General features: G+C 40.8%; 24 protein-coding genes. 21 read left to right on the top strand and 3 right to left on the bottom strand.

Going from position 1 to position 23,525, the window contains the following annotated elements; translation table 11 throughout:
• Window positions 1-55: 55 nt before the first annotated feature.
• Window positions 56-190, bottom strand: coding sequence for a YqzM family protein (locus A6749_RS04315; protein WP_066385656.1), 135 nt, complete (start codon window positions 188-190; stop codon window positions 56-58).
• Window positions 191-514: 324 nt separating this feature from the next.
• Here A6749_RS04315 and holA point away from each other — a divergent pair, with 324 nt between their 5' ends.
• On the top strand, window positions 515-1,531 hold the full coding sequence (holA, locus tag A6749_RS04310) for a DNA polymerase III subunit delta (RefSeq protein ID WP_066385652.1): 1,017 nt from the start codon (window positions 515-517) through the stop codon (window positions 1,529-1,531).
• 41 nt (window positions 1,532-1,572) lie between these two features.
• On the opposite strand, the gene rpsT is transcribed toward holA, so the two are convergent.
• The gene (rpsT, locus tag A6749_RS04305) at window positions 1,573-1,833 is read right to left on the bottom strand and encodes a 30S ribosomal protein S20 (protein ID WP_066385648.1); all 261 of its coding nucleotides are present in this window, start codon (window positions 1,831-1,833) and stop codon (window positions 1,573-1,575) included.
• Window positions 1,834-2,035: 202 nt separating this feature from the next.
• On the opposite strand from rpsT, the gene gpr reads away from it, so the two are divergent.
• The 12 genes from gpr to mtaB all read left to right on the top strand — a co-directional run bounded on the left by gpr (window position 2,036) and on the right by mtaB (window position 16,195).
• Window positions 2,036-3,154, top strand: coding sequence for a GPR endopeptidase (gene gpr, locus A6749_RS04300; protein ID WP_066385645.1), 1,119 nt, complete (start codon window positions 2,036-2,038; stop codon window positions 3,152-3,154).
• Window positions 3,155-3,246: 92 nt separating this feature from the next.
• Window positions 3,247-4,443 (top strand): stage II sporulation protein P, encoded by a 1,197-nt coding sequence (spoIIP, locus tag A6749_RS04295; protein WP_066385643.1) that lies wholly within the window; start codon window positions 3,247-3,249, stop codon window positions 4,441-4,443.
• 16 nt (window positions 4,444-4,459) lie between these two features.
• A complete protein-coding gene (locus A6749_RS04290) occupies window positions 4,460-4,786 on the top strand; it encodes a DUF3679 domain-containing protein (RefSeq protein ID WP_066385642.1) in 327 nt (108 codons plus the stop codon).
• 112 nt (window positions 4,787-4,898) lie between these two features.
• On the top strand, window positions 4,899-6,734 hold the full coding sequence (gene lepA, locus A6749_RS04285; RefSeq protein WP_066385640.1) for a translation elongation factor 4: 1,836 nt from the start codon (window positions 4,899-4,901) through the stop codon (window positions 6,732-6,734).
• Window positions 6,735-6,840: 106 nt separating this feature from the next.
• Window positions 6,841-7,980, top strand: a complete 1,140-nt coding sequence (hemW, locus tag A6749_RS04280) for a radical SAM family heme chaperone HemW (protein WP_066385638.1) — start codon at window positions 6,841-6,843, stop codon at window positions 7,978-7,980.
• Between the two features lie 78 nt (window positions 7,981-8,058).
• Complete coding sequence (gene hrcA / locus A6749_RS04275) at window positions 8,059-9,090, top strand: heat-inducible transcriptional repressor HrcA (RefSeq protein ID WP_066400786.1); 1,032 nt, start codon at window positions 8,059-8,061, stop codon at window positions 9,088-9,090.
• Window positions 9,091-9,198: 108 nt separating this feature from the next.
• The gene (gene grpE / locus A6749_RS04270) at window positions 9,199-9,807 is read left to right on the top strand and encodes a nucleotide exchange factor GrpE (protein ID WP_066400784.1); all 609 of its coding nucleotides are present in this window, start codon (window positions 9,199-9,201) and stop codon (window positions 9,805-9,807) included.
• A gap of 30 nt (window positions 9,808-9,837) precedes the next feature.
• Window positions 9,838-11,673 (top strand): molecular chaperone DnaK, encoded by a 1,836-nt coding sequence (gene dnaK, locus A6749_RS04265; protein WP_066385635.1) that lies wholly within the window; start codon window positions 9,838-9,840, stop codon window positions 11,671-11,673.
• Window positions 11,674-11,847: 174 nt separating this feature from the next.
• Complete coding sequence (gene dnaJ, locus A6749_RS04260; RefSeq protein ID WP_066385633.1) at window positions 11,848-12,984, top strand: molecular chaperone DnaJ; 1,137 nt, start codon at window positions 11,848-11,850, stop codon at window positions 12,982-12,984.
• Window positions 12,985-13,001: 17 nt separating this feature from the next.
• Window positions 13,002-13,943, top strand: coding sequence for a 50S ribosomal protein L11 methyltransferase (gene prmA, locus A6749_RS04255; RefSeq protein ID WP_066385631.1), 942 nt, complete (start codon window positions 13,002-13,004; stop codon window positions 13,941-13,943).
• 123 nt (window positions 13,944-14,066) lie between these two features.
• Window positions 14,067-14,816 carry a 16S rRNA (uracil(1498)-N(3))-methyltransferase gene (locus A6749_RS04250; RefSeq protein WP_066385630.1) on the top strand — a complete coding sequence of 250 codons (750 nt, stop codon included), beginning with the start codon at window positions 14,067-14,069 and terminating at the stop codon, window positions 14,814-14,816.
• A gap of 5 nt (window positions 14,817-14,821) precedes the next feature.
• Complete coding sequence (gene mtaB, locus A6749_RS04245; protein ID WP_066385629.1) at window positions 14,822-16,195, top strand: tRNA (N(6)-L-threonylcarbamoyladenosine(37)-C(2))-methylthiotransferase MtaB; 1,374 nt, start codon at window positions 14,822-14,824, stop codon at window positions 16,193-16,195.
• 608 nt (window positions 16,196-16,803) lie between these two features.
• Here the strand turns inward: mtaB and A6749_RS04240 are convergent.
• Window positions 16,804-17,751, bottom strand: a complete 948-nt coding sequence (locus A6749_RS04240; protein WP_066385624.1) for a Na/Pi symporter — start codon at window positions 17,749-17,751, stop codon at window positions 16,804-16,806.
• A gap of 224 nt (window positions 17,752-17,975) precedes the next feature.
• Here A6749_RS04240 and rpsU point away from each other — a divergent pair, with 224 nt between their 5' ends.
• The 8 genes from rpsU (at window position 17,976) to A6749_RS04200 (ending at window position 23,434) form a co-directional block, all read left to right on the top strand.
• The gene (gene rpsU, locus A6749_RS04235; protein WP_003152957.1) at window positions 17,976-18,149 is read left to right on the top strand and encodes a 30S ribosomal protein S21; all 174 of its coding nucleotides are present in this window, start codon (window positions 17,976-17,978) and stop codon (window positions 18,147-18,149) included.
• Between the two features lie 13 nt (window positions 18,150-18,162).
• On the top strand, window positions 18,163-18,609 hold the full coding sequence (locus A6749_RS04230) for a GatB/YqeY domain-containing protein (protein WP_066385621.1): 447 nt from the start codon (window positions 18,163-18,165) through the stop codon (window positions 18,607-18,609).
• A gap of 121 nt (window positions 18,610-18,730) precedes the next feature.
• Window positions 18,731-19,366 carry an NfeD family protein gene (locus A6749_RS04225; RefSeq protein ID WP_066385619.1) on the top strand — a complete coding sequence of 212 codons (636 nt, stop codon included), beginning with the start codon at window positions 18,731-18,733 and terminating at the stop codon, window positions 19,364-19,366.
• A 22-nt stretch (window positions 19,367-19,388) separates the two neighbouring features.
• Window positions 19,389-20,384 (top strand): flotillin-like protein FloA, encoded by a 996-nt coding sequence (floA, locus tag A6749_RS04220; RefSeq protein ID WP_066385614.1) that lies wholly within the window; start codon window positions 19,389-19,391, stop codon window positions 20,382-20,384.
• Window positions 20,385-20,421: 37 nt separating this feature from the next.
• Window positions 20,422-20,877 (top strand): hypothetical protein, encoded by a 456-nt coding sequence (locus tag A6749_RS04215; RefSeq protein WP_066385613.1) that lies wholly within the window; start codon window positions 20,422-20,424, stop codon window positions 20,875-20,877.
• Window positions 20,878-20,973: 96 nt separating this feature from the next.
• Window positions 20,974-21,276: a sporulation protein YqfC gene (gene yqfC, locus A6749_RS04210; RefSeq protein ID WP_066385611.1), complete on the top strand. Its 303-nt coding sequence runs from the start codon at window positions 20,974-20,976 to the stop codon at window positions 21,274-21,276.
• Window positions 21,273-22,469 (top strand): sporulation protein YqfD, encoded by a 1,197-nt coding sequence (yqfD, locus tag A6749_RS04205; protein WP_066385609.1) that lies wholly within the window; start codon window positions 21,273-21,275, stop codon window positions 22,467-22,469. Before yqfC ends, yqfD begins: the two co-directional genes overlap by 4 nt.
• On the top strand, window positions 22,466-23,434 hold the full coding sequence (locus tag A6749_RS04200; RefSeq protein ID WP_066385607.1) for a PhoH family protein: 969 nt from the start codon (window positions 22,466-22,468) through the stop codon (window positions 23,432-23,434). Before yqfD ends, A6749_RS04200 begins: the two co-directional genes overlap by 4 nt.
• Window positions 23,435-23,525 lie beyond the last annotated feature (91 nt).

Here is a 23,525-nt window from a genome sequence, read left to right as displayed (position 1 = left end):
AGAAAAAGAGACCGTTTCTAACGCAGTCTCTTTGATAAAGCTATGTAGCCAATCATTAAGAACCGATTAGCTTAATGACTGTTGCAATAATAAACATGATGGCGAAGAAACCAAATGATACGCCAAATCCAACCCCAGAATCAATTGCATCGTTACGTACACTTTGCGGATTTTTTTCAAATTCGTTCACAGTCTACCCCTCCTATTTCACATTATAGTATAAGCGATTTATTATAAAAAATCCAGCCTGCCTTTGACACGTTTTCCTTTACTGTCAAGAGTTGTCATCATAGCTTGACTTTGATAAGGCTACAATAAGGTTACTAAGCAATGAGTCCCGCCTGATTAATGGCAGTTCCTAGGGCTGCCCCTCAGGCGTTTATCATAGATCGGGAATTGGCACTCTGGAGAAGCTGTCAATTCCCTTTTAATTTTACAGAAGGAATTTATAACTTGTCAAATTGTCCGTGCTTCATTACGATATTATAGAGTGAAGTTAGGAGGACGCTTGCCAATGGTATTAGATGCTTGGCGGAAAATTAAACAAAATTCAATAGCTCCTGTATATTTAGTATATGGAACGGAAGCCTTCTTAATCAATGAAACAAAAACACTGGTCTTGAATCAGGTTTTGAATGAAGAAGAAATGGAATTTAATTTTGCTGTATATGATTTAGAGGAGACACCAATTGAAGCAGCTATAGAGGACGCCGAAACATTTCCATTTCTGGGAGAAAGAAAAGTAATCTTTTTACATAATCCGGCCTTTTTAACTGCCGAAAAATCAAAAGCCAAAGTGGATCATAATTTACCACGGTTTGAAGCTTATTTACAGCAGCCAGCACCTTATACGGTGATGGTTCTCTCGGCTCCGTATGAAAAATTAGATGAGCGGAAAAAGATTACTAAAGAGCTGAAACGAAAAGCTGAAGTCGTGGAAGCGAAGAAATTAAATGAACATGAATTAAAAAACTGGGTTAAAAATCAAGTTAAGTCCCGCGGGTTCGAAATTGACGATGATGCGATTGAACGATTATTGACTCTTGTAGGGACAAACATGTATATGATCTCCAGTGAATTAGAAAAATTTGCTTTATATGCTGCCGAGGAAAAAAGAATCGACCGCAGCCTCGTCGAAAAATTAGCGGCAAAATCGCTCGAGCAAAATATTTTTACATTAATTGAAAAGGTAGTTCAGCGAAGGCTTGATGAAGCATTACGAATCTATTACGATTTATTGAAGCAAAATGAAGAACCGATAAAAATTCTGGCGCTCTTGGCCGGACAATTTCGGTTAATTTATCAGGTGAAGGAACTGTCACGCAGGGGGTATGGGCAGCAGCAAATTGCCGGATCCCTTAAAACCCACCCCTTTCGTGTAAAGCTTGCCCTCGGGCAGGCAGCGGGATTTACGGACGAAGAGTTAGTACATTTAATCGGCTTGCTGGCTGATGCGGATTACAAAATGAAAACAGGCGGGATGAACAAATCATTGCTGATTGAAATGCTCTTGTTCCGTTTAAAAAAATAATAAAAAAACGATTCCTTTAAATAGGAATCGTTTTTTTATTATTATAGCGCATTGATTTTTGTCATTAGACGTGCTTTTTTGCGGGCAGCAGCGTTTTTGTGGATTAAACCTTTCGCAGCAGCTTTGTCTAAGTTGCTTGCAGCAGCAACTAGAGCTTCTTTCGCAGCAGCAGCATCGTTAACAGTAACTGCAGCTTCTACCTTTTTAACAGCAGTACGCATTGCAGATTTTGCCATTGTATTTTGAGCATTACGAGCTTCGCTAGTTTTAACACGCTTGATAGCAGATTTAATATTAGGCATTACATTCACCTCCTGTAAAGAATCGAGACTATATGAACTCGACTTACATTCATAAACGATTATTCGCAACAAGAGATATTTTATCAAACGAAATACCATATTGCAATACAGAATTCTATTGCTAAACAAGATAAACTTGCATGTTTTATCTTAAACAGGGAAAAACTAGGAATTAGTTTTATCTAATAGGAGTGATTTATGAATGAAAGAGTCAATAGATTTAAGTAAATATTCCATTCGTACGGATTTGGCGATTGAGGCAAGGGAAATGGTCATTGCACAAAACACTGTGGACCAGGAGGAAAATCTTTCTCATATTGAAGGAGTCATTATTAAAGAGAAAGATGTAGAGGATATAAAAATTTCTTTGGTTGAAGTGACAAAACAAGGGGAAGCGGCAATCGGCAAAAAAGCAGGACGGTATTTAACGTTGGAAGTGCAAGGGATTCGAGAACAGAATACAGAGGTACAGCAAAAAACAGGCGGAGTCTTTGCCCGGGAATTTGCCCATTTCTTGGAAAACGCAGGGATTAAGAAAACTGACTCCTGTCTCGTTGTCGGGCTTGGAAATTGGAATGTCACGCCCGATGCCCTTGGACCTATGGTTTGTGAAAATCTGCTCGTTACCCGTCATTTATTCCAGCTTCAGCCGGAAAATGTAGAAGAGGGCTACCGTCCAGTTAGCGCGCTGGCACCTGGTGTTATGGGGCTGACTGGAATAGAGACAAGCGACATCATTTTTGGTGTGGTAGAAAAAACAAAACCTGATTTTGTTGTTGCGATTGATGCTTTAGCATCAAGGTCAATTGAACGAGTTAATTCAACCATTCAAATATCTGATACAGGGATTCATCCAGGTTCAGGCGTGGGAAATAAACGCAAGGAGCTAAGCAAGGACACGCTCGGAGTGCCGGTATTTGCTATTGGTGTGCCTACTGTCGTGGATGCGGTATCGATCACCAGCGATACAATCGATTTTATTCTAAAGCATTTTGGCAAAGAGATGCGGGAAGGAAACCGTCCTTCAAGATCACTTGCTCCGGCTGGCATGACTTTTGGAGAACGCCGAAAGCTGACTGATGAAGATTTACCGGAGGAGCAGCATCGAAAGACATTTCTCGGAATCATTGGAACGCTTGAGGAGGATGAAAAGCGAAAGCTCATTTATGAGGTCTTATCACCGCTGGGTCATAATTTGATGGTTACACCAAAGGAAGTGGACGTATTCATCGAAGACATGGCCAACCTGCTGGCCAATGGTTTAAACGCTGCCCTCCACAGTATAGTAAACCAGGATAACGCAGGATACTATACAAGGTAAGGATTAAATTCCACCAAAAAGAGACAAAAGTGGTTCTATCAATTCTAGTAACGTCATAGGATTTACTAGAATCTGCTATGCGAGGTGGAACCATGAGAAGAGCTTCAGAAACATTTGTAATCGTACAAGGGACAAGCTTACTAAAAGTTGCAGCCGCGCTATTTCTATTTATGCTATTGATTTTCTCTATTAGTGGATTATTAACCTCGTTAAAGCCACAATACAGATTAACATCAACATCTGTGAATCAAGCGGCAACAAATGTAAATGGCGAACTGTTATATCAACTGATGGGCTGGGAAAATCACCATTTCTTAACGGTAAAACCCGATGCCGCGTCACCAAATTTAACAAATCTTGTCTTTAAACTTGCAAGTAATATTAATCTTGATGATCCGCGAAGCCTTTTAGGACGTGAACTTCCAGGTTTCTTTCAATTCGACGGACAAATTCTTGTTGCCGGTGAAGGGACCAATTATACGAACATGCCAATGGAATCAGCACCGCCGATTGAGATTATGAAAGCAGAACGCGAGGCATCCCTGCAGAATTTAGAGGATTTAGAACAGCCGCTTGAAGGGAAAAAACCCGCTGTACCGGGACAAACTACCGGGAAGCGAAAGGTCGTTTATTTATATTTCACACATAATCGTGAATCGTATTTACCATATCTAAAAGGTGTTACGAATCCTAATTTGGCACAACATTCAAAAATTAACGTAATGAACATTGGCGACCACCTAAAAACAAGTCTTGAGGATCGAGGAATTGGAACCTTTGTGGATAAAACAGATATTCAGGAGAACTTAAATAAAAAGAAATGGGATTATACACAATCCTATCAAGAATCAGGATTGGTTGTTAGGGAAGCAATGGCTTCAAACCGGGATTTACATTATTTTATTGATATTCACCGCGACTCGCAGCGAAAAGGCAAAACGACAACGACGCTTAACGGTAAAGCTTATGCTAAGCTTGCATTTATTATAGGCGGCCGAAACCCTAATCACGAAAAGAATGAAAAATTAGCAAGGGAGCTTCACAAACGGTTAGAGGCTAAGTATAAAGGTTTAAGCCGGGGTGTTTTTGTTAAGCCAGCAGGTACCGGAAATGCAGTTTACAACCAAAACCTTTCTGAAAATGCCATTTTAATTGAATTCGGCGGGGTAGATAATACTTTCGAAGAATTAAACCGTTCGGCAGATGCTCTTGCGGAAGTATTTAGTGAATTCTACTGGCAGGCTGAAAAGGTAAATTCTGATACGGATCAGTCAACAAATAAACAATAGAAATAAGGGATTATGTATGAAGAAATTTATGCTGAAAAGCTTTGTTGCCGCTGCCTTAATGTTTATCTCTGTGCTTACCGGGATGGAACTCGCGAATAATGGCATTCATAAAATGAAGGGTTACAACGACCCCAACTTTCAAAATGCGGTTTCAATTCATGAAAATGACAAAGATTTTCAGGCGACATTTCTTGGTAAAAATATATCAAGCCATGATCTTGAAGCTAAAAAGAAGAAGCTGGAGGAAATGAATGCCTTTAATTTCTTTTCTTCGATGGGTAAAAAAATGTCTGAAGGCATGACAAACGCTTCAGAAAAACTGATTCAAAAAATAACAGAGTAAAAAATAGCGGCGCCAAATTGGTGCCGCTATTCGAATTTAATTGAATCTTGAATTTCCTGCTGATATAATCAAAAATAGTCTACGTGTGGCGTGTATAGTAGGAGTGAACGACATGAACAGAGAAGAAAGACTTAAACGACAATCGAAAATCAGAAATTTCTCGATTATTGCTCATATTGACCATGGAAAATCAACTTTGGCGGATCGGATTTTGGAGAAAACCAATGCATTATCCTCCCGTGAAATGAAAGAGCAGCTGCTAGATTCCATGGATCTGGAAAGGGAACGCGGGATAACGATCAAATTAAATGCCGTCCAATTAAAGTACAAAGCACAAGACGGAGAAGAATATATTTTTCATTTAATTGATACACCGGGACACGTCGACTTTACGTACGAGGTATCCCGCAGTCTTGCAGCATGTGAAGGGGCTATTTTAGTCGTGGACGCTGCCCAGGGAATTGAAGCCCAGACATTAGCCAATGTGTACTTGGCACTTGATAATGATCTGGAAATTTTACCGGTTATTAATAAAATTGATTTACCAAGTGCAGATCCTGAAAGGGTTCGCAATGAAATTGAAGATGTTATCGGGTTGGATGCATCCGAGGCTGTTTTGGCATCCGCTAAGGCGGGCATTGGAATTGAAGATATTCTTGAACAGGTCGTCAAAACGGTTCCTGCACCTTTAGGAGATCCTGACGCACCATTAAAGGCGTTAATTTTCGATTCATTATACGATGCCTACCGCGGCGTAATCGTCTACATTCGTGTGGTGGATGGGACAGTTAAAGTCGGTGATAAGATTAAAATGATGGCAACTGGAGCGGAATTTGAAGTGACTGAAGTAGGAGTCCACAATCCGAAAGCAGTGCCTCAAGATGAACTAACTGTTGGGGATGTTGGCTACCTGGCCGCATCGATTAAACATGTTGGGGATACACGCGTCGGTGATACGATTACTAACGCGAAAAAGGGCGCTGCTGAGCCGCTTCCGGGATACCGCAAGCTGAATCCAATGGTTTATTGTGGCTTGTATCCAATTGATACCGCTAAATTCAATGATTTGCGTGAGGCACTGGAAAAGCTGCAGCTAAATGATTCCGCGCTTCAGTTTGAGCCGGAAACCTCGCAGGCGCTTGGCTTTGGCTTCCGCTGTGGATTTTTAGGACTGCTCCACATGGAAATCATTCAAGAGCGGATCGAACGGGAATTTAAAATTGATTTAATTACCACGGCACCTAGCGTTATTTACCATGTTCACATGACAGATGGCGCACAGCTCAATGTTGATAACCCATCTAATATGCCAGATCCGCAAAAAATTGACCGGGTTGAAGAGCCTTATGTTAAAGCGACGATGATGGCGCCAAATGAGTATGTTGGTGCGATTATGGAACTATGCCAGCAAAAGCGTGGAATTTTCGTGGACATGCAGTATTTGGATGAAAACCGCGTCAGCATTATTTATGAGATTCCGCTTGCAGAAATCGTCTATGATTTCTTTGATCAATTGAAATCAAACACTAGAGGATATGCTTCATTTGATTACGAGCTGATCGGTTATAAACCGTCGAAACTGGTTAAAATGGATATATTGTTGAACAATGAAAAAGTCGATGCCTTAAGCTTTATCGTTCATAAAGATTTTGCATATGAGCGCGGAAAAGTAATTGTTGAAAAATTAAAGGATTTAATTCCAAGACAGCAATTTGAGGTTCCGGTACAGGCTGCTATTGGCACAAAGATTGTAGCCCGCTCAAGTATTAAAGCGATGCGTAAAAACGTACTGGCCAAATGTTACGGCGGAGATATTTCCCGTAAACGGAAGCTGCTTGAAAAGCAAAAAGAAGGTAAAAAACGGATGAAGCAGGTCGGTTCAGTCGAAGTACCGCAAGAAGCGTTTATGGCCGTGTTAAAAATGGATGATAGCAATACAAAAAAATAAGCGAATGGGAGGTTGGACAAGCCGTTATGCTGTCTAGCCTCTTTTTAGTTATACTATTGATTTACAGGATACGCTTAGTTCCTGTTGTGTAAGGAAGGTGAAATAAATGAAAGCAGCCTATCTTCATATCCCGTTTTGTGAGCATATATGTTATTATTGCGATTTTAATAAAGTATTTTTAAAAGGTCAGCCTGTCGATGACTATATAACAGCTCTTGACCGGGAGATGAAACTCACGCTGGAAGAAGCACCGGCAGCTGAGCTGGAAACAATTTTTGTCGGCGGCGGGACACCAACATCATTAAATGAGCGGCAGCTTGAGCGTTTTTGTGACAGTATTAACACGAATTTACCCAAAGCAGCAAATCTTGAATTTACCTTCGAGGCAAATCCCGGTGACTTGTCAAAGGAAAAACTACAAATATTAAGGAATGCTGGAGTAAATCGAATCAGCCTTGGTGTTCAAACCTTTAATGATGAATTATTGACCAAAATCGGACGGGTGCACAAAGCAAAAGATGTTTATCAAACGATTGACAAGATTAAGTCACTTGGTTTCGAAAATATCAGTATTGATTTAATTTATAGTTTACCGACGCAAACATTGGGGGACTTTAAAGCGTCATTATCTGAAGCCTTTTCTTTAGAGCTTCCACATTATTCGGCCTATTCATTAATCATTGAGCCAAAGACAGTCTTTTATAATTTGCTGAAAAAGGGAAAACTGCCAACTCCTGGAGAAGATCTAGAGGCGCGAATGTATGAGGTTGTTATGGAGGAAATGGAGAAGCATGGTCTCAATCAGTATGAAATTAGTAATTTTGCCAAACCCGGCTATGAAAGCAGGCATAATTTAACCTATTGGGAAAATGAGTATTACTTTGGTTTTGGCGCCGGTGCCCATAGCTATGTAAATGGATATAGGCGTTCGAATATCGGCCCATTAAAAAAATATATCGATTCCTTAAACAATGGTGAGCTGCCAATTTTGGATAATCATCAAGTTACCCTCACTGAACAAATGGAAGAGGAAATGTTTTTAGGATTACGAAAGACTTCAGGAGTACAAATATCTAAATTTGCGCAAAAATACGGCCGGGGCCCGTTCGAGATTTTTGAAAAGGAATTAAACGAATTATTGTTAAAAAAATGGATAGAAGTCAGCGGCGATAATATATTTTTAACAAAACAAGGGCGGCTTTTAGGAAATGAAGTTTTCCAAATGTTTTTAGGTGTGTTTGATTGACACCATCCTCTCTTTTTTGATAATTTATTAATATAATTAGCACTCGGGTTTAATGAGTGCTAACAGAGGTGATGAATGTTGTTAACAGATCGTCAATTATTAATACTTCAGGTGATTGTTGATGACTTTATTCGTTCTGCACAGCCAGTCGGCTCAAGAAGCTTGTCGAAAAAGGAAGGAATCTCGCTGAGTTCTGCGACCATTCGAAATGAAATGGCAGACCTGGAGGAAATGGGATTTATTGAAAAGACACATACTTCTTCGGGAAGGGTTCCATCTGAAAAAGGTTACCGTTACTATGTTGACCATTTGTTATCACCTCAATCATTGACTAAGCGTGATATTTCTATTATTCAATCGATTTTTGCTGAGAAAATTGTTGAATTTGAGAAGATTATTCAAAGGTCAGCAAGCATTTTATCGGATTTAACGAATTACACGTCGATCGTGCTGGGACCAGCTGTTAGTATTAACAAGCTGAGAAAAATACAAATTATTCCTTTGAATAAAGAAACGGCAGTTGCGATTTTTGTTACCGATACAGGTCATGTTGAAAACCGAATGTTTTCCTTGCCGCCATCAGTGGATGCCGGCGATCTTGAAAAAACGGTAAATATATTAAATGATCGTTTAAGCGGAGTTCCTCTGGAGGATTTAAATAATAAAATCTATAAGGAGGTAGCAATGCTATTAAAGCAGCATATTCATAATTATGACTTAATGCTGCATACGTTTGCCCAGCTCCTAAAAATGCCAATCTCGGAAAAATTATTCTTTGGCGGTAAAACAAATATGCTGAGCCAGCCGGAATTTCATGATATTACGAAAATTCGCGACTTAATGACGATGATTGATCAAGAAGAATGGATCACCAATATCATTCGAAATAATTCGAAAGGAATTCATGTGAAAATTGGCAGTGAGAACAACAATAAGATTATGGATGACTGCAGTTTAATCACAGCAACCTATTCGGTTGGCGATGAAAAATTAGGTTCAATTGCGATTCTTGGCCCAACCAGAATGGAATATTCCCGGGTGATTGGTCTGATGCAGCTGTTAAGCCAGGATTTAACCTCGGTATTAACAAGGCTGTATCAAAATAATTAGCTCTGGTAATATTGAGTAAGGGTGAAATACCAATTTGTTTCACCCCTTTTATCATGAAAATAAATGATTTCAATAGGATGAAATGCTTTAAGGGAGGTGAGCATGTTGATGAATGAAAAAAGCCAGACAATGAATCAAGAAACCGAAGAGCTTAAAAATGAGGATGTAAACCTTGCTGAAGAAATAAATTCAGTTGAGAAGGAAGGCGTAACTCCGGAAGAAAGTACTGCCACAGAGGCAAATGCGGGCGAACAGCTTGAAGAGCTTCAAAAAGAAATTGGGCAGTTAAAGAGTAAGCTGGAAGAGGCGGACAACCGTTATTTACGCTTGCAGGCTGATTTTGATAATTTCCGCCGTCGTACAAAATTAGATCAAGAAGCGGCAGAAAAATATAGAGCACAAAATGTTGTGACAGATTTATTATCTGTCTTAGATAATTTTGAAAGAGCACTTCAAATCGAAGCCGATAATGAACAAACAAAATCATTGCTTCAAGGGATGGATATGGTTTACCGCGGCTTATTAGAAGCTTTGAAAAAGGAAGGCTTGGAACCGATTGAAGCTGTTGGGAAAGAGTTTGATCCGCATCAGCACCATGCAGTTATGCAGGGTGAAGATGGAAACTTTGGACCTAACACTGTGATTGAAGAATTCCAAAAGGGGTATCTTCTTAAGGACCGTGTCATCCGTCCATCCATGGTGAAAGTCAATCAGTAATCTACATATAATTTTAAGGAGGAAAAGGGAATGAGCAAAATTATTGGTATTGACCTTGGTACAACAAACTCCTGTGTGGCTGTACTTGAAGGCGGCGAACCAAAAGTAATTCCGAATCCAGAAGGGAACCGCACGACTCCATCTGTTGTTGCCTTCAAAAATGGTGAACGTCAGGTTGGGGAAGTGGCAAAGCGCCAGGCGATTACAAATCCAAATACAATTATTTCAATTAAGCGCCATATGGGTACAGCTCATAAGGAAGAAATAGAAGGAAAACAATATACACCTCAAGAATTATCTGCTATTATTCTGCAGTATTTAAAATCTTATGCTGAAGACTATCTAGGTGAACCTGTAACAAAGGCAGTTATTACTGTTCCTGCGTACTTTAACGACGCTGAACGGCAGGCAACTAAAGATGCAGGGAAAATTGCTGGTCTTGAGGTAGAGCGGATTATCAACGAACCGACCGCTGCGGCTCTTGCGTATGGCCTTGATAAAACGGATCAAGATCAAACCATTCTAGTATATGACCTTGGCGGCGGTACTTTTGACGTCTCTATTCTTGAACTTGGTGACGGCGTATTCGAAGTAAAGGCAACTGCAGGCGATAATCGTCTTGGCGGTGATGATTTTGACCAAGTGATTATTGATTATTTAGTTGAACAATTTAAAAAAGAAAACGGCATTGATCTAGCCCAAGATAAAATGGCTGTACAACGTCTAAAGGATGCAGCTGAAAAAGCTAAGAAAGATCTTTCTGGTGTAACCTCTACACAAATATCTTTACCATTTATCACTGCAGGTCCTGCGGGTCCGCTTCATCTTGAAGTATCTCTAACAAGAGCAAAATTTGATGAACTGACAGCACATCTTGTTGAACGTACAATGGGACCAACACGCCAGGCTCTTAGCGATGCCGGCCTGTCGGCTTCCGAAATTGATAAGGTTATTCTTGTCGGTGGTTCTACTCGTATTCCAGCAGTGCAAGAAGCGATTAAAAAAGCGACTGGAAAAGAACCTCACCGCGGTGTAAACCCTGATGAAGTGGTAGCGATGGGGGCAGCAATCCAAGGCGGTGTTATTACCGGGGATGTGAAAGATGTCGTATTGCTTGACGTTACACCACTTTCACTTGGTATTGAAACAATGGGCGGTGTTTTTACGAAGTTAATTGACCGTAATACAACGATTCCAACTTCAAAATCACAAGTTTTCTCAACTGCTGCGGATAACCAGACAGCTGTAGACATTCATGTGCTACAAGGGGAACGTCCAATGGCAGCGGATAATAAAACACTAGGACGCTTCCAATTGGCTGATATTCCACCGGCACCACGTGGAATTCCACAAATTGAAGTAACATTTGATATTGATAAAAACGGTATAGTAAACGTTCGTGCGAAGGACTTAGGCACAAACAAAGAGCAGCAAATTACAATTAAATCTTCAACTGGCTTATCAGATGATGAAATTCAAAAAATGGTCAGAGAAGCAGAAGAAAATGCGGAAGCAGATAAAACTCGTAAAGAAGAAGCAGAGCTTCGCAATGAAGCAGATCAGCTAGTCTTTACAACTGAAAAAACATTAAAGGATCTTGAAGGCAAGGTGGATGCCGCAGAAGTGGCAAAAGCAAATGAAGCCAAGGATGCTTTAAAACAAGCCATCGAGAAGAATGACTTAACCGAAATGCGTACTAAAAAGGATGCATTACAGCAAATCGTTCAAGACCTGTCAGTAAAACTTTATGAACAGGCAGCACAGCAGGCGCAGGCACAGCAAGGCGCTCAAGATACAGACGGCGCTTCAGCAAAAGATGACAATGTCGTTGATGCGGAATTCGAAGAAGTAAAGGATGACAAATAAGCAGAAAAACCAAAATGTGTGTATCTGTTAATGAAAAGTCAAAGTCAGATTCCTAGACTTTGGCTTTTTCATTGATTATCGACAGTACGACTAGATTCATATGTTTTTTTATTGCTTTCTACTTCTTCACGATGTTAAAATAAGCTTTATGTGACAGATTCGGGAGTGGTAATCATGAGTAAACGGGATTACTATGAAGTGCTTGGTGTCAGTAAAAGTGCTTCTAAGGATGAAATAAAAAAGGCTTATCGTAAGCTATCGAAAAAATATCATCCAGATATTAATAAAGAACCAGATGCAGCCGAAAAATTTAAAGAAATTGCGGAAGCTTACGAAGTATTAAGTGATGACCAGAAAAAGGCGCATTATGACCAGTTCGGACATACTGATCCAAATCAAGGCTTCGGCGGTTTCGGAGGCGGTTCAGATTTTGGCGGCTTCGGCGGTTTTGAGGATATCTTTAATACCTTCTTTGGCGGCGGCGGCGGCTCTCGCAGAAGAGACCCAAATGCCCCTAGACAGGGTGCTGACCTGCAGTATACAATGACGGTTTCTTTTGAAGAAGCAGCTTTTGGCAAAGAAACCGATATCGAAATACCAAGGGAAGAAACATGTGAAACTTGTCATGGCTCAGGTGCTAAACCTGGAACAAAGCCTGAAACCTGTAAGCACTGTAATGGTTCCGGGCAGGTAAGTGTTGAACAAAACACTCCGTTTGGTCGAATTGTGAATCGCCGGACCTGTCATTACTGTAATGGTACCGGTAAGGAGATTAAACAAAAATGTTCAACTTGCGGCGGCAGCGGTAAGGTGAAAAAGCGTAAAATAATCCATGTGAAAATTCCTGCAGGCATTGATGATGGACAACAATTAAGAATGGCCGGACAAGGGGAAGCCGGGATGAACGGCGGTCCAGCTGGCGATCTTTATGTTGTTTTCCATGTCCGCCCGCACGAATTCTTTGAGAGAGACGGCGATGACATTTATTGTGAAATGCCGATCACATTTGTTCAGGCTTCTTTAGGGGACGAAATTGAAGTGCCAACCCTCCATGGAAAGGTTAAATTGAAAATTCCTGCGGGTACACAAACAGGTACAAAATTCCGTCTCAGAGGAAAAGGTGTGCCTAATGTCCGCGGATATGGAGTTGGGGACCAGCATATCCAAGTACGGATCATTACGCCAACAAAATTAACGGATAAACAAAAGCAGCTGCTGCGTGAATTTGCGGAGATCAGCGGCTCAGCACCGCTTGGTGACCATGAAGAAAGCTTTTTCTCAAAAGTAAAACGTGCCTTTAAAGGTGAGTAAGGATTGGAGTTGGTAGAATGAAATGGTCTGAAATTAGTATCCATACAACAAACGAAGCGGTCGAACCTATTTCTAATATATTGCATGAGGCCGGGGCGAGCGGTGTCGTCATTGAAGATCCATTTGAGTTAACGAAAGAAAGGGAAGATCAATTCGGCGAAATCTACCAACTCAATCCAGGTGATTACCCGGAAGAAGGCGTCATTGTGAAGGCCTACCTGCCGGTCAATAGTTTTTTAGGTGAAACGGTTGATGCGATTAAAGACTCGATAAATAATTTAATTATTTATAATATTGATATTGGTCTTAATAAGGTTACCATCAGTGAGGTTAATGAAGAAGAGTGGGCAACTGCTTGGAAAAAGTATTATAATCCGGTGAAAATTTCGGAGCGATTTACCATTGTTCCGACATGGGAAATTTACAATCCAGTCAGCAGTGACGAATTGATCATTGAATTGGACCCTGGCATGGCTTTTGGAACTGGTACTCATCCGACAACGGTTATGTGCATTCAAGCACTGGAAAGAACAGTCCGTTCTGGTGACCGGGTGATTGATGTTGGAACCGGATCTGGAGTGCTGAGTATTGCTGCTGCAATGTTAGGTGCAGAAGACATAAGAGCCTATGATCTTGATGAAGTTGCTGTCACTCAGGCGCGATTAAATATTAAGCTGAATAAAGTTAACAATATTGTGTCAGTTAACCAAAATAATCTGCTTGATGGGGTCGAGGAAGGTTCAGCGGATGTTATTGTTGCCAATATTTTAGCAGAGGTTATCTTAAGATTTACCGATGATGCTGCCAAAGTATTAAAGCCTGGCGGATCTTTCATCGCATCGGGGATTATTCAGCCGAAAAAGGATCAAGTAAAGGACTCGCTGATTGCATCGGGATTTGAAATTATAGAAACAATCTTGATGGAGGATTGGGTAGCGCTAATTGCTGAAAAAAAATAATCCAAGAAAATGGGGTCTCTCATATGGGGGACCCTTGAACCATTTATTTGAGATAACAGCTTTCCTTATTGATTAATCTTTAGTAAAATAAGGAGTAAAACGTTTTAGAGAGGGTGCAAAAGTGTGCAACGCTACTTTGTTAACCATCGAGCAAAAGATGACAGTTTTAAGATTGAGGGAGACGACCGTCATCATATCATCAAGGTAATGCGGATGCAAATTGGTGATGAAATCATTTGCGTCGATAAAGATGGAAAGCAGGCGGTGTGCCGGCTTGTAGAAATTACCGATGAAACAGTTGTTGCAGACGTTGTACAATGGAAAGAAGGGAATTCGGAGCTTCCGATTTCCATTACGATCGCCAGTGGACTGCCAAAGGGGGACAAGCTGGAATGGATTATTCAGAAGGGTACGGAATTAGGTGCACACCAGTTCCTACCATTTTCTGCGGCACGCTCGGTTGTTAAATGGGATGAGAAAAAAGCAGCCAAAAAAATAGAAAGATGGCAAAAAATTGCTAAAGAAGCTGCGGAACAATCACATCGCTCGAAGGTTCCAGAAATTATAAGCCCGATGAGCTTTCATGCTATGCTCGAAAAAAGTAAGGATTTCCAATATAAATTAGCTGCTTACGAGGAAGAAAGCAGGGAAGGCGAATCATCTAACTTTTCTTCATCACTTAAGCAAATGCAGCCGGGAGATTCAATACTGTTGGTATTTGGTCCTGAAGGCGGGTTAGCGGATGAAGAGGTTCAAAAGTTAAAAAGTAACGGATTTGTTCTCTGCGGGTTAGGTCCGCGGATTTTAAGAACGGAAACAGCCCCTTTATATACATTGGCGGCAATTTCCTATCATTTTGAATTACTGAGGTGAGTTAAATGCCAACAGTCGCATTTCATACACTTGGTTGTAAAGTTAATCACTATGAGACTGAAGCAATCTGGCAATTGTTTAAACAGGAAGGTTATGAGCGGGTTGATTTTGAATCAACTTCTGATGTATATGTTATTAATACTTGTACGGTAACCAATACAGGTGATAAAAAAAGCCGTCAAGTGATTCGCCGTGCAGTTCGGAAAAACCCGGATGCTGTTATTTGTGTAACCGGCTGTTATGCTCAAACATCGCCGGCTGAAATCATGGCAATTCCTGGCGTTGACATTGTCGTTGGAACACAGGACCGGATAAAAATGCTTGAATATATTGAGCAGTATAAAAAAGAACGACAGCCTATTAATGGTGTCGGGAATATCATGAAGAACCGCGTCTACGAGGAGCTTGACGTCCCTGCATTTACAGACCGGACACGGGCATCATTAAAGATTCAGGAAGGTTGTAACAATTTCTGTACCTTCTGTATTATTCCATGGGCCCGCGGACTAATGAGATCACGTGATCCAAAGGAAGTAATCAGACAAGCCCAGCAGCTAGTTGATGCAGGGTATAAAGAAATCGTCTTAACGGGTATCCATACTGGTGGATACGGCGAGGATATGAAGGATTATAATTTGGCGATGCTTCTTCGTGATTTAGAGGCAGGTGTAAAGGGATTGGAGCGTCTTCGTATTTCATCTATTGAAGCAAGTCAAATTACCGATGAAGTAATCGAAGTCATCAAACATTCTAATCTTGTTGTCCGCCATTTGCATATTCCAATTCAATCTGGTTCGAATACCGTGCTAAAAAGGATGCGCCGTAAGTATACGATGGAATTCTTCGCTGAAAGATTGGAACGTCTGAAAGAAGTGCTTCCCGGCTTGGCGGTTACATCGGACGTCATCGTTGGTTTCCCGGGTGAAACAGAGGAAGAGTTTATGGAGACATATAGCTTTATTAAAGAACATAAATTCTCTGAACTTCATGTATTTCCTTATTCAAAGCGAACTGGCACACCTGCAGCCAGAATGGAGGACCAAGTAGATGAGGAAATCAAGAATGAACGGGTCCATCGCTTAATTACCCTTTCGGACCAGCTGGCAAAAGAGTACGCATCCCAGTTTGAAGGAGAAGTACTCGAAGTCATTCCTGAAGAAAAATTCAAGGAAGACTCAAATTCAGGCCTTTACGAAGGTTATACCGATAACTACATGAAAGTCGTCTTCCCAGCAACAGAAGATATGGTTGGGAAAATTGTCAAAGTGAAAATTACTAAAGCAGGCTATCCATACAATGAAGGACAGTTCGTTAAGGTAGTCGACGACCGCATGTCCTTAAAAGACGAAATCCTTTCACAAGAGGAAGCAGCAATCTAAAACGAAGGTGTCCCAAAATTCACAGGGACACCTCTTTTTAATTTTGTTACTAATATCCTATATATGGAGGCATTTTCTTGCTTTGTAATGAATGTTGCCGCCAACAGCCTCAATTGGAAACACTTTCCTCATTTTTGTACCGAGTTATGTCGCCAATAGCCTTGATTGGAAACACTTTTCAGCTTTTTACACTGAGTTATGTCGCCAACAGCCTTGATTGGAAACACTTTTCAGATTTTTATACTGAGCTATGTCGCCAATAGCCTCGATTGGAAACACTTTACTCATTTTTGTACCGAGTTATGTCACCAATAGCCCAGATTGGAAACACTTTTCAAATTTTTACACCAAGCTATGTCGTCAATAGCCTTGATTGGAAACACTTTTCAAATTTTTACACTGAGTTATGTCGCCAATAGCCTTGATTGGAAACACTTTACTCATTTTTGTACTGAGTTATGTCGCCAACAGCCTCGATTAGAAACACTTTACTCATTTTTGTACTGAGTTATGTCGCCAATAGCCCGATAGCCCCCAATTCCTACAATTTTGTTATTCCAATTTAAATTCGGTTATTCAATGAATTAGTTACATCCCACAAGTACCCATTATTCTTTAATTATAGGGGTTCTCGGCTTCTTATCATGCAAGAATAATATCATCTCGCCGAATTTTACGGCAAATGGCAGTACAAGCAGTGAGGTAGCGACATTAAAGATAACGCTTATATGTGCCAGCTGGACATCCTTTTTGCTGGCCATTAACGGGGCGAATTCCGTTAGCCACGGGATCAGCGGGAGAAATAGCAGGACACCGAAAACGTTAAGCCAGACGTGGGCGTAGGCGGCGAGCCTCGATTCGCTGCCGCCTCCGATCGCGGCTATCAACGCGGTAACACATGTACCGATATTGGCCCCAAAAACAATTGCAATGCCTGCATCAAGCTGCAAGAGCCCCGCTGATAAAAATCCCATAGCGATTCCCGTCATCGCCGTACTTGACTGGATAATCGATGTAATAATGGTGCCTGTGAGCAAACTTAAAATGATATTATCATTTATTGATAAGATAAAATGATGAATGGCTTTCATGGAGGTAAGGGGATGGGCCAACATCTCAAACCCTTTCATCGCCGTAAAAACGGAAGCAATCCCGAAAAACAGCATCCCAATACTCCTTATTTTTTTATTTGGAAATAAGATCATAGCAGCGCCGCCGACCGCAAACGGAACTAAAACAGCGTCTAAGTTAAAGGTAATCAGCTCGGTTTTAAATGTCGTGCCGATGTTTGTCCCAAGAATGATACCGATTGATTGCGGAAAGGTCATGATCCTTGCCGAAATTAAACCAATTGTAATAACCATTACCGCCGAACTGCTTTGAATAAGAGCGGTAATAAATGTTCCTGTCAGCATTCCTTTTAAAGGTGAGCTTGTCAGTTTAATCAGCCACGTTTTTAATTTATTGGCAGACAAATTAAACAAGCCAAAGCGTATAATGGTCATTCCAAAAATAAATAATAAGATACAAAGAACAAATAATAATATGTACAGCATTGTCTTAGGCCCCCCTTCATTCATTGTATGGTCTATGCTGAAGGGACATGCCATTTACTTTCGATGAAAGGCAAGCTGTAAAAAATATTCTTTCACCGAATAAAATTTGAATTGTCTAGTCTTAGATAAGTTAATTTCAGTTGACCTAGCTTCAAGGTTATATTATAATTGCAAGGTACATGGATTGATGTTAGTGTGTTGTGTTTCGGAGGGAGGGAAAGAGGATGTCTAAAACCGTCGTTCGTAAAAACGAATCGCTTGAAGATGCTCTTCGTCGCTTCAAACGTTCTGTATCAAAAACTGGTACTTTGCAAGAGGCAAGAAAGCGCGAATTTTATGAAAAACCAAGTGTAAAACGTAAGAAAAAGTCTGAAGCAGCTAGAAAACGTAAGTTTTAAGAGGGTGTAATAAATGAGTCTTCTAGAGCGTTTAAATAATGACATGAAACAAGCGATGAAAAGTAGGGAAAAAGACAAACTCTCTGTCATTCGGATGGTCAAAGCTTCCATGCAAAATGAAGCCATTAAGCTTGGAGTAAAAGAACTTTCCGATGATCAAGAGTTAACGGTCCTAACTCGCGAACTTAAACAACGCAAAGACTCCCTCCATGAGTTTGATAAAGCAGGCCGCGAGGACCTGGTTGAAAAATTGCGCAATGAGATCGCAATTGTCGAATTGTATATGCCGAAGCAGCTGTCTGAAGAAGAACTTGCTGAAATCGTCAAACAAACGATTCTTGAGGTTGGCGCAAAATCAAAAGCAGATATGGGAAAAGTGATGGCTGCTATTATGCCTAAAGTAAAAGGTAAATCAGACGGCTCACTTGTTAATAAATTTGTACAACAACACCTTTCATAGTATTCTGACATCGGGACCGCAGGCAAATTGTCTGTGGTCTTTTTATTTATTACCAATAATAAATGAAACCTTATAGCGCATTAAACGTATTATTGATTATAGAAAGGGGGCTCACATAAGAATGACTGCATTTCTGACTGACCCGATCGTTGTAACCGCTCTCTTAACCATTGCGGGAGTAGGTATGATCCTTGAACTATTTTCACCGAAGTTCGGTATCGCGGGTTTCATTGGTTTATTTGCGTTAGTATTATTCTTTTATGGACATTTCCAAGCAGGGCTTGCTGGGGTTGGAACCTTAACATTATTTGTTGTTGGAATCTTATTAATCTTTTTTGAGCTATTTCTTCCCGGTGCAGTAGCGGGGACTCTAGGTTTTGGTGCTTTGCTTTTCAGCTTTTTCCTGGCTGCGGAAAACCCTTTGCAAATGGGTGTATCCATTCTCATTGCAATTATAATTTCAATTACGGTATTCTTTTTAATGATTAGGGTGTTAGGAAAGAAATTGATTCTGTTTAATAAAATGGTATTGTTTGATACCGCTAAAAAGGAAGACGGCTATGTTTCGAATATTAACCGGACAGATTTGCTGGGACAGGAAGGAATTGCTTTGACCACCTTGCGCCCGGCGGGTACGATTGTGATTAATAATGAGAGAATCGATGTAGTCAGTGAAGGCAGCTATATTGAGAAAAATGTACGGGTGAAAGTCATTAAAGTAGAAGGGGCCCGAATTGTAGTACGCGAGGTAAACTAGAATTAGACTGGAGGTAAAAAATATGGATTTTATTACAGGTGGAACATTTTTTATTGTAGCAGTAGTTGTAGTTGCTTTAATTTTCTTTGGTATCCTGCTATCTTTCATTCCGGTGATGCTCTGGATTTCAGCGCTTGCCGCAGGAGTAAGAATTAGTATTTTCACACTTGTTGGGATGAGACTCCGCAGGGTTATTCCCGGCAGGGTGGTAAACCCGTTAATTAAGGCACATAAAGCAGGGTTAAAGGTGACAATTAACCAGCTTGAAAGCCACTATCTTGCCGGGGGTAACGTTGACCGGGTTGTAAATGCCTTGATTGCGGCACAACGAGCCAATATTGAATTAACCTTTGAACGTTGTGCCGCCATTGACCTTGCCGGCCGTGATGTGTTGGAAGCCGTACAAATGAGTGTTAATCCAAAGGTAATTGAAACACCGTTTATTGCTGGTGTTGCCAAGAATGGTATAGAAGTAAAGGCGAAAGCAAGAATCACCGTCCGCGCCAATATCGATCGTCTTGTCGGAGGTGCCGGGGAAGAAACGGTGGTTGCCCGTGTCGGTGAAGGTGTCGTATCAACCATTGGTTCTTCTGAAAGCCATAGTAAAGTGTTGGAAAACCCTGATTTGATTTCGCAGACTGTGTTAGCAAAGGGGCTGGATGCTGGTACAGCCTTTGAAATTCTTTCGATTGATATAGCGGATGTGGATATTGGCAAAAATATCGGTGCTGAGCTGCAGACGGAACAGGCGGAAGCGGATAAGCGGATTGCTCAAGCCAAAGCTGAGGAGCGCAGGGCGATGGCTGTTGCTCAAGAGCAGGAAATGAAAGCGAAAGTACAGGAAATGAGGGCGAAGGTAGTAGAAGCGGAGGCGACGGTTCCTCTTGCGATGGCAGATGCCTTGAAAACAGGGAATATTGGTGTAATGGATTATTTGAACTTTAAAAATATTTCCGCTGACACAGATATGAGAGGATCAATTGGGCGATTAACTGGTGAAAAGAAGGATGATAAGTAACGTAGTGCCTGGTCTGTAGGAAGAAAGAGGTGGCCATATGGAGATTCTATTTTTTATCATTATAGCGGGAATCCTCTCAAGTATTTTTGGAAAAGGCAAGACTAACAAACAGGATCATAGAAGAAATAAGCCAATTTCCTTTGAAACTTTCGAGGAAATTAAGACCTTTATGCAGAATGAAACGAATAAAAGAACAAAACCGGTCCAGAGCGAAGCCCAGCACCCTCTGCCATCAAATCCAGAATTGATCAACCGGCAGAGAGTAAAACATAAAGTACAGGTTCAAATGCAGGAACAAGAAAACCAAAACCTTCAGAAAGAAGGAGTAGAAGCACTACCAAGAGTAAAAGAGCATCGTTACATTGAAACAGCTGAGGAGAAAAGTTTCTTACAAGAAGAACCGGATGCCAGCATGATTATAAATGGGATTGTTTGGGCTGAAATACTTGGAGAGCCGCGCTCAAAAAATCCTCATTTTACTCGAAAAACGTAATTCTTTTTCATGGGAAATAGAAACGCAAATGGAAAAAGATGTGCTAGAACCCCGCGTCATTTCATAAACATGAGATGAAAGGGGGTTCTTTTTTTTATGGCAAAAACATGGGTCGGGCGGGTTCGCAGCTGGATAACAAAAAACATGGATCTTCCTCAAGATGTCATGATGGATTTACCCCGAATCACAATGATTGGACAAATTCACATATATATTGAAAATCATCGCGGCTTACTGGCTTTTACCGACAAAGAACTCCGACTGTTGTTAAAGCAGGGGCAATTATTGATTAAAGGGAAATCCTTTGTGATTAAAACAATTTTACCTGAAGAAATCTTACTGGAAGGAAAAATTGATCAGGTAATCTATATAAATGAAAATCCGGGAGGAACAAAATGAAGAACCAGTGGATCGTTTTTTTATTTGGCAGGGTTACTGTAAAGGTTACAGGTAAAGGCATCGAGCGATTGTTAAACACCCTCATGCGCAATGGAATTCATATTTGGAATGTTAAAAGGCATGGAACCGATACTATCACCTTTAAAATAAAATTACAGGATGCTTTGTCATTAAGACATTTAGCGAGAAAAAGCGGCTGCCGCATTTCCTTTTTGGGAAGAAGCGGTGCACCGTTTTTAATAAAGCGTATGTTAAAAAACAGCGGCTTCTTGATTGGGGCAGCGATGTTCCTTCTAATTGTGTTTCTTTTATCAAATGTTATTTGGGGAATTGATATAAAAGGGGCAAAGCCGGCAACGGAATATCAAATCCGTCAAGAATTGGACAAGATAGGAGTTAAAATTGGCAAGTTTCAATTTTTTGTTGACAACGCGGAAGGGATTCAACGGCAGCTTACCAATAATATTGGTGAAATTACGTGGGTTGGTGTGGAGTTAAAGGGGACAACCTACCATCTGCAGGTCGTGGAGAAAAATGAACCGAAGCAGCCAGAAAAGCTCTCCCCAAGGAATCTTGTTGCAAAAAAGAAGGCGGTTATCGTTAGGATGGATATTGATGATGGTCAAAAAATGGTTGACAAGAATGACTATGTTGCGAAGGGACAGCTGCTTGTGTCTGGTGTAATTGGACAAGAAGGGGAGGAACCGCAGCTTGTAGCAGCGAAAGGGGATGTTTGGGGGGAAATTTGGTATATGGGCCATGTGGAACTGCCAATTAAGTCTGCTTTTAATGTTTATAATGGGAAGGAGAAGAGGAAATATTCACTTTTACTTGGGAGTTTTGAAATTCCTGTCTGGGGTTTTGGAAAACCTGAATTTAAAGACTATAAAACGGAAAAGACTATCCATAAACTTCACTTTCTAAAATGGGAATTACCGATTTCTTATGTAGACAAAACCATCCGTGAGCGTGAAAAATACATCCGAACTTATACAGAAAAAGAGGCAGAGGAAAAAGCAATCGAGATGGCACGAAATGACATAAAAAAGAAAGTAGATGACGATGCTATTTTTAAAGAGGAAAAAATTTTACACAAGAAGATAAAAAGTGGTAAGGTTATACTAGATATCCATTTTAAAGTTATCGAAAACATTGCAGTCGGGCAGCCGATTACCAAGGAGATTCATGAATGACAGAAAAGTTAACGACTATTAATGTACAGCTTGAAAATCCGGCAGAGGCAATTTCTTTGTTAGGTAATTCTGATCAAAATATCAAACTGATTGAGCAGGAGCTCGATGTTTCCATCGTCACACGCGGAGAATCTGTCAGTTTGTCCGGGGACGAAGAAAAGGTCATAATGGCCGGACAGATTCTAGATAAATTAGTGTATGTGATTCGGAAAGGGATTACCATCAGCGGGAGAGACGTTCTTTATGCGATTCAAATGGCGCAAAAGGGGACACTTGATTATTTTGTAAATTTGTATGACGAAGAAATTGGCAAAAACGTTAAAGGGAAAACAATTCGAATCAAGACGCTTGGCCAGCGACAATATGTAATGGCAATCAAGAGCAAAGACCTAGTATTTGGGATTGGACCAGCTGGAACGGGTAAAACCTATCTGGCGGTCGTCATGGCCGTAAACGCGCTGAAAAATGGTCAGGTGAATAAAATTATTTTAACAAGACCGGCTGTTGAAGCGGGGGAAAGTTTAGGGTTTCTGCCAGGGGATTTAAAAGAAAAGGTGGACCCATATTTAAGGCCGTTATATGATGCCCTTCATGATGTATTGGGAGCTGAGCATACACAGCGGCTGATTGAACGTGGTACGATTGAAATTGCACCGCTCGCTTATATGAGAGGGCGTACATTGGATGATGCCTTTGTTATTTTAGACGAGGCGCAAAATACGACCAATAAGCAAATGAAAATGTTCTTAACCCGTCTCGGCTTCAGCTCCAAAATGGTCATTACCGGTGACCAAACTCAAATTGATCTCCCAAAAGGGGCTAAATCAGGATTAGTGGAAGCAGAGGAAATTTTGCAGAATGTAAATGGTATCTCCTTTGTTTTTCTGGAACAAAGCGATGTTGTCCGACATCCCTTGGTGGCGAGAATTATTCAAGCTTATGGGGAAGCTGACAGCACAACTTAATGATGGACGAACCAAAAGGAGGTTCCTGCTGGACAGGGATCTCTTTTTTATTTCATAAGAAGGTGAAACTTCTGCAAAAAACTGTTATCAT

The sequence above is a fragment of the Neobacillus mesonae genome (genome assembly GCF_001636315.1).
GTDB lineage: Bacteria > Bacillota > Bacilli > Bacillales > Cytobacillaceae > Neobacillus > Neobacillus mesonae.
Note: the sequence above shows the minus strand (reverse complement) of the source record. Positions and strands in the feature narration are given on the sequence as shown.

Excerpts from the sequence above, each read along its gene's own strand:
- rpsT (WP_066385648.1), bottom strand. The coding sequence starts at position 1,833 with ATGCCTAATATTAAATCTGCTATCAAGCGTGTTAAAACTAGCGAAGCT.
- prmA (WP_066385631.1), top strand. The coding sequence starts at position 13,002 with ATGAAATGGTCTGAAATTAGTATCCATACAACAAACGAAGCGGTCGAA.
- mtaB (WP_066385629.1), top strand. The coding sequence starts at position 14,822 with ATGCCAACAGTCGCATTTCATACACTTGGTTGTAAAGTTAATCACTAT.
- hemW (WP_066385638.1), top strand. The coding sequence starts at position 6,841 with ATGAAAGCAGCCTATCTTCATATCCCGTTTTGTGAGCATATATGTTAT.
- holA (WP_066385652.1), top strand. The coding sequence starts at position 515 with ATGGTATTAGATGCTTGGCGGAAAATTAAACAAAATTCAATAGCTCCT.
- floA (WP_066385614.1), top strand. The coding sequence starts at position 19,389 with ATGGATTTTATTACAGGTGGAACATTTTTTATTGTAGCAGTAGTTGTA.
- lepA (WP_066385640.1), top strand. The coding sequence starts at position 4,899 with ATGAACAGAGAAGAAAGACTTAAACGACAATCGAAAATCAGAAATTTC.
- spoIIP (WP_066385643.1), top strand. The coding sequence starts at position 3,247 with ATGAGAAGAGCTTCAGAAACATTTGTAATCGTACAAGGGACAAGCTTA.
- A6749_RS04215 (WP_066385613.1), top strand. The coding sequence starts at position 20,422 with ATGGAGATTCTATTTTTTATCATTATAGCGGGAATCCTCTCAAGTATT.
- A6749_RS04230 (WP_066385621.1), top strand. The coding sequence starts at position 18,163 with ATGAGTCTTCTAGAGCGTTTAAATAATGACATGAAACAAGCGATGAAA.
- rpsU (WP_003152957.1), top strand. The coding sequence starts at position 17,976 with ATGTCTAAAACCGTCGTTCGTAAAAACGAATCGCTTGAAGATGCTCTT.
- A6749_RS04290 (WP_066385642.1), top strand. The coding sequence starts at position 4,460 with ATGAAGAAATTTATGCTGAAAAGCTTTGTTGCCGCTGCCTTAATGTTT.
- dnaK (WP_066385635.1), top strand. The coding sequence starts at position 9,838 with ATGAGCAAAATTATTGGTATTGACCTTGGTACAACAAACTCCTGTGTG.
- dnaJ (WP_066385633.1), top strand. The coding sequence starts at position 11,848 with ATGAGTAAACGGGATTACTATGAAGTGCTTGGTGTCAGTAAAAGTGCT.
- A6749_RS04200 (WP_066385607.1), top strand. The coding sequence starts at position 22,466 with ATGACAGAAAAGTTAACGACTATTAATGTACAGCTTGAAAATCCGGCA.
- A6749_RS04240 (WP_066385624.1), bottom strand. The coding sequence starts at position 17,751 with ATGCTGTACATATTATTATTTGTTCTTTGTATCTTATTATTTATTTTT.
- A6749_RS04225 (WP_066385619.1), top strand. The coding sequence starts at position 18,731 with ATGACTGCATTTCTGACTGACCCGATCGTTGTAACCGCTCTCTTAACC.
- gpr (WP_066385645.1), top strand. The coding sequence starts at position 2,036 with ATGAAAGAGTCAATAGATTTAAGTAAATATTCCATTCGTACGGATTTG.
- yqfD (WP_066385609.1), top strand. The coding sequence starts at position 21,273 with ATGAAGAACCAGTGGATCGTTTTTTTATTTGGCAGGGTTACTGTAAAG.
- yqfC (WP_066385611.1), top strand. The coding sequence starts at position 20,974 with ATGGCAAAAACATGGGTCGGGCGGGTTCGCAGCTGGATAACAAAAAAC.
- grpE (WP_066400784.1), top strand. The coding sequence starts at position 9,199 with ATGAATGAAAAAAGCCAGACAATGAATCAAGAAACCGAAGAGCTTAAA.